Below are 3,848 nucleotides of genomic sequence, written 5' to 3' on the forward strand. Positions count from 1 at the left end.
ACCGCGTCCACCCAGCCGCCGAAGTATCCGGCGGCGGCTCCGGCGGTCAGGCCGATCACTCCGGACACCAGGACGGCGAGCACGCCGATGGACAGGGAGACCTGTCCGCCGTGCAGCACACGGGACAGCAGGTCGCGGCCGAGCTGGTCGGTGCCGAAGAGATGGCCTTCGGTCAGCGGCGCCAGCCGTCGTTTGCCCAGGTCCTGGGAGTCGGGGCCGGGCAGGGGCAGGACGGAGGCCAGCGCGATGGGCAGCACCACCAGCAGGGTGCACACGGAACCGGCCCACAGCTTCAGGCGGGAACTGCGCCTGCGGCGGGTGGCGGAGGCGCGGGCCAGCGCTTTGCCGGTGACGGCGCTGGGGCGGCTGGGCGACGCGGCCGGGCCGGGGGACTTCAGAGCGGTGCTCATGGCTCAGGCCGCCTTTCCGAGACGTACCCGCGGGTCGAGCAGCGGGTAGGCGAGGTCGATCAGGAGTTGTACGAGGACGGCGAGGGCGGCCGTGACCAGGACGGTGGCCTGGATCAGCGGGTAGTCGCGGGTCTCCAGGGCGCGGACCACGAGGGAGCCCACGCCGGGCCAGCCGAAGACGACTTCGACGACGACCACACCGTTGAGCATGCCCGCGAACCGGGTACCGAGGGCCGTCAGCACCGGGATGCTGGAGTTGCCCATGGCGTACCGCCAGGTCAGGCCGCGTTCCGAGACGCCGCGCGAGCGGGCGACCGTGACGTAGGGGGAGGCGAGCGTGGTCATCATCTCGCGGCGCACGAGGCGGGAGATCAGCGCCATCTGGAGGATGGCGACGGTGACGGTGGGCAGGATCAGACCGCCCCAGGTGGTGAAGCCGGAGGCGGGCAGTACGGGGATGAGTACCGAGAAGACGGTGAGCAGCATGACGCCGCTCCAGAAGTCCGGCATGGACTGCCCGGCGATGGTGACGATGTTGGCGCCGAGTTCGCGGGCGGTGTCGGCGCGGCGGGCCATCCACACGCCGAGGGGTACGGCGACGACGGTGGTCAGCAGGATCGCGGAGGTGGCGAGGGTGATGGTGGCGGGGAGCCGTTCCAGGACCACGTCCAGGGCGGGGGTGCGGAAGGAGTAGCTGGTGCCGAGGTTGCCGGTGACCAGGTCGCGGAGGAAGACGCCGTACTGGCTGAGCAGCGGCTTGTCGAGGCCGAACTGTTCGCGGACGCGCGCGAGATCGGCGGTGGTGGCGGTGGGGCCGGCGTACGCGGTGGCGGGGTCGCCGGGGGCGAGGCGGACCAGGACGAACACGGTGGTGACGGTCATGAAGACGGTCAGCAGGCTCTGTCCGAGACGCCGTGCCAGATAGCGGAGCATCGCTCAGCCCTCCAGGCGCACGGTGGCGAGGTCGTAGGAGTTGACGGACTGCAGTCCCAGGTCCTGGACGCGGTCGCGCCGGGCGGTGACCACGTCGGGCACGAAGGCCCACAGAGCGGGCCACAGGGCCCAGATCTCCTTCTGCGTGGTGGCCAGTTGGGCCAGGCGGCGGGCGGTGTCGATCTCGGCCGACGCGTTGCTGAGCGCGTCGGCGATCCGGGGGACGACGAAGCCCTGGTAGGTGTCGCGGGTCTTCTCCTTCTCCGCGGTGCCGCCGAACATGCCCTGGAGGGTGCTGATGGCCTGGCCGGAGGGGCTGCCGAAGCCGTTGCCCAGGATGTCCCAGTCGCCGCGACGGCCCTGGCGCCACTGGAGGATGTCCCCGCCGGGTTCGAACTGCTGGAGTGTGGCGGCGACGCCGACGTCGCGCAGCATCTCCAGGACGGCCTCCATCACCGAGGTGTCGGCGGCGAACTCGCCGGTCTCCCAGATGATCTTCACCTTGAGACCCCGGACTCCCAGCGAGTCCAGCATCTTCCGTGACTTGCCCGGGTCGTGGACGTAACTGCCGGTGCGGACCGCGCCTTCCAGGGTGAGCGGCACCACGCCCCGCGCCGCCTCGGCGGAGCCGGTCAGGACGTCGCGTATCAGCGCCTGCCCGTCCACCGCCAGGCTCAGCGCCTGCCGGACCCGGGGGTCGGCCAGCGGCTGGCCCTCCTTCTTGCGGAAGTTGAAGAAGAGCTGGTTGATCCGGGTGCCGGCGGCCCGCTGGATGCTCACACCGGGCAGTCCGTCGAGCTGGTCGGCGGAGTCGGGGGTGAGGGAGTCGACGACGTCCAGCTCCCCGGCGCGCATCGCCATCACCCGGCTCGACTCCTCGGGCACGAACCGCACCCGCACGTTGTCGATACGGGGACGGGGGCCCCAGTACTTGGTGTTGCGGGTCAGGGAGTACTCACCGGTGCCGCTGTTGGCCGACGTCACGGTGTACGGCCCGGAACCGAGGCCGCTCGACAGTTCCTCGGGGCGGTTGGCCTTGGCGGGGGTGATGAGGATGTTGGCCATGAGGTAGTCGAGCACCGGCAGGGGCCGTCCCGTGCGCAGATGGAAGGTACGGGAGTCCACCGGCTCGACGGTCGGCAGCTCGGGGAAGAACCCGGTGATGAACGAGCCGTTCACCTGGCCGTACATCTTCAGGGCGGTGGCCACGTCGGCGACCGTGACCGGGCTGCCGTCGGAGTAGCGGACGCCCGCGCGCAGCCGGACCGTCCAGCGGGTGGGCGCGGTGAGTTCGAAACGGTCGGCGAGGACGAGCTGGAGCTTGAGTCCCTCGCCGACCCGCGTGAGCGTCTGCCGGACGGCGCGCTGCACGGTGACGGCCGCGTCGAACTGGTTGAGCTTGTTGTCCAGGCTGACCAGGGAGCGGTTGAAGCCCAGGCTGATCGTGCCCGGCCCGGGAGCCCCGGTGGGCCCGGCGCACGCCGACCCGAGACCGAGGGTGAGGCCTGCACCGGCTCCGGCGCCGATACGCAGCACAGTGCGTCGGCTCATGGGCGGACCGGTATCGAAACGGGTCATCGTTGACCTCTTGACATTGACGGGGGTCGCTTCGCGCTTAAACCCCGGTTGGTATGCACCGGCGGCGGGTGCCAGGTGTTTCGTGCCGGTCACCGTGCCACGGTGTGCGCGAGATGCGCAAGACCTCTCGCGCAAATCGCGCAACGTGTGTCAGTATCGAGAACACCCCGCCCGGCGGGACGCGTTGCCGCACAGTGCGGGCACCGCCTGTGTCACTTCCATCGCCACCAGCGGAAGTTCCAATCTGAGGAGGGCTCGTGCCGCTCGGACCCGGTCAGCGGGTACTCGCAGTCGCCGACGATCTGTCGGGTGCGGCCGAGACCGCCGCCGCACTGCTCTCGCGCACAACACGCACAAGAGTGCTGCTCGATCCGCGCACGGACACCCCCGCGCCCGCCGGCACCACCACCGTCTTCGACCTCGACTCGCGCCAGCTCTCCGCCGCGGACGCCGCCGCCCGGATCACCACCGCCTTGACCGGGCTCGCTCCCGACACCGTCGTCTGCAAGAAGGTCGACTCCCTGCTGCGCGGAAACCTCGCCGCCGAGATCGCCGCACTGGCGGCCACCGGCCGGGGCGTGCTCCTCGCCCCCGCCCTGCCCGCCGAGCGCCGCACCGTCCGCGACGGTGTCCTGCACACCGACGGCGTCCCCCTGCACACCGGCGACGCCTGGCGCGCCGAGACCGCCGCGCCACCGCGCTCGGTCGCCGAGGCACTCGGCGTCCCCGTCGCGTTCCTGGGACTCCAGGCCGTACGGGGTCCGGACCACCACCCGCGCACCGCCCTGCGCGAAGCGCTCGCCACCGGACTCCCCGTCGTCGCCGACGCGGAGACGGACGCCGACCTCGACGCACTGCTCGCCGCCACCCTGGACATCGACCCCCGCGTCGTACTGGCCGGCTCCGCCGGACTCGCCCTCGCCCTCG

At 71.4% G+C, this 3,848-nt stretch carries 3 protein-coding genes and 1 pseudogene; 1 reads left to right on the top strand and 3 read right to left on the bottom strand.

The features are described 5' to 3' along the window. The 3 genes and pseudogenes from BHU15_RS36275 to BHU15_RS36285 all read right to left on the bottom strand — a co-directional run. Positions 1-410, bottom strand: a pseudogene (locus BHU15_RS36275) (ABC transporter permease); the annotation flags it as partial. A 3-nt stretch (positions 411-413) separates the two neighbouring features. After that, positions 414-1,343 carry an ABC transporter permease gene (locus tag BHU15_RS36280; protein WP_069630988.1) on the bottom strand — a complete coding sequence of 310 codons (930 nt, stop codon included), beginning with the start codon at positions 1,341-1,343 and terminating at the stop codon, positions 414-416. 3 nt (positions 1,344-1,346) lie between these two features. Further along, positions 1,347-2,894 carry an ABC transporter substrate-binding protein gene (locus BHU15_RS36285; RefSeq protein ID WP_247748403.1) on the bottom strand — a complete coding sequence of 516 codons (1,548 nt, stop codon included), beginning with the start codon at positions 2,892-2,894 and terminating at the stop codon, positions 1,347-1,349. A gap of 284 nt (positions 2,895-3,178) precedes the next feature. On the opposite strand from BHU15_RS36285, the gene BHU15_RS36290 reads away from it, so the two are divergent. After that, on the top strand, positions 3,179-3,848 hold a 670-nt coding region (locus tag BHU15_RS36290; protein WP_141726970.1), incomplete at its 3' end, for a four-carbon acid sugar kinase family protein.

The organism is Streptomyces niveus, assembly GCF_001723055.1.
GTDB classification, from domain to species: Bacteria; Actinomycetota; Actinomycetes; order Streptomycetales; family Streptomycetaceae; genus Streptomyces; species Streptomyces niveus.

What these genes read in the sequence shown, in the direction of transcription:
- BHU15_RS36280 (WP_069630988.1), bottom strand. Translation starts at nt 1,343, where the DNA reads ATGCTCCGCTATCTGGCACGGCGTCTCGGACAGAGCCTGCTGACCGTC.
- BHU15_RS36285 (WP_247748403.1), bottom strand. Translation starts at nt 2,894, where the DNA reads ATGAGCCGACGCACTGTGCTGCGTATCGGCGCCGGAGCCGGTGCAGGC.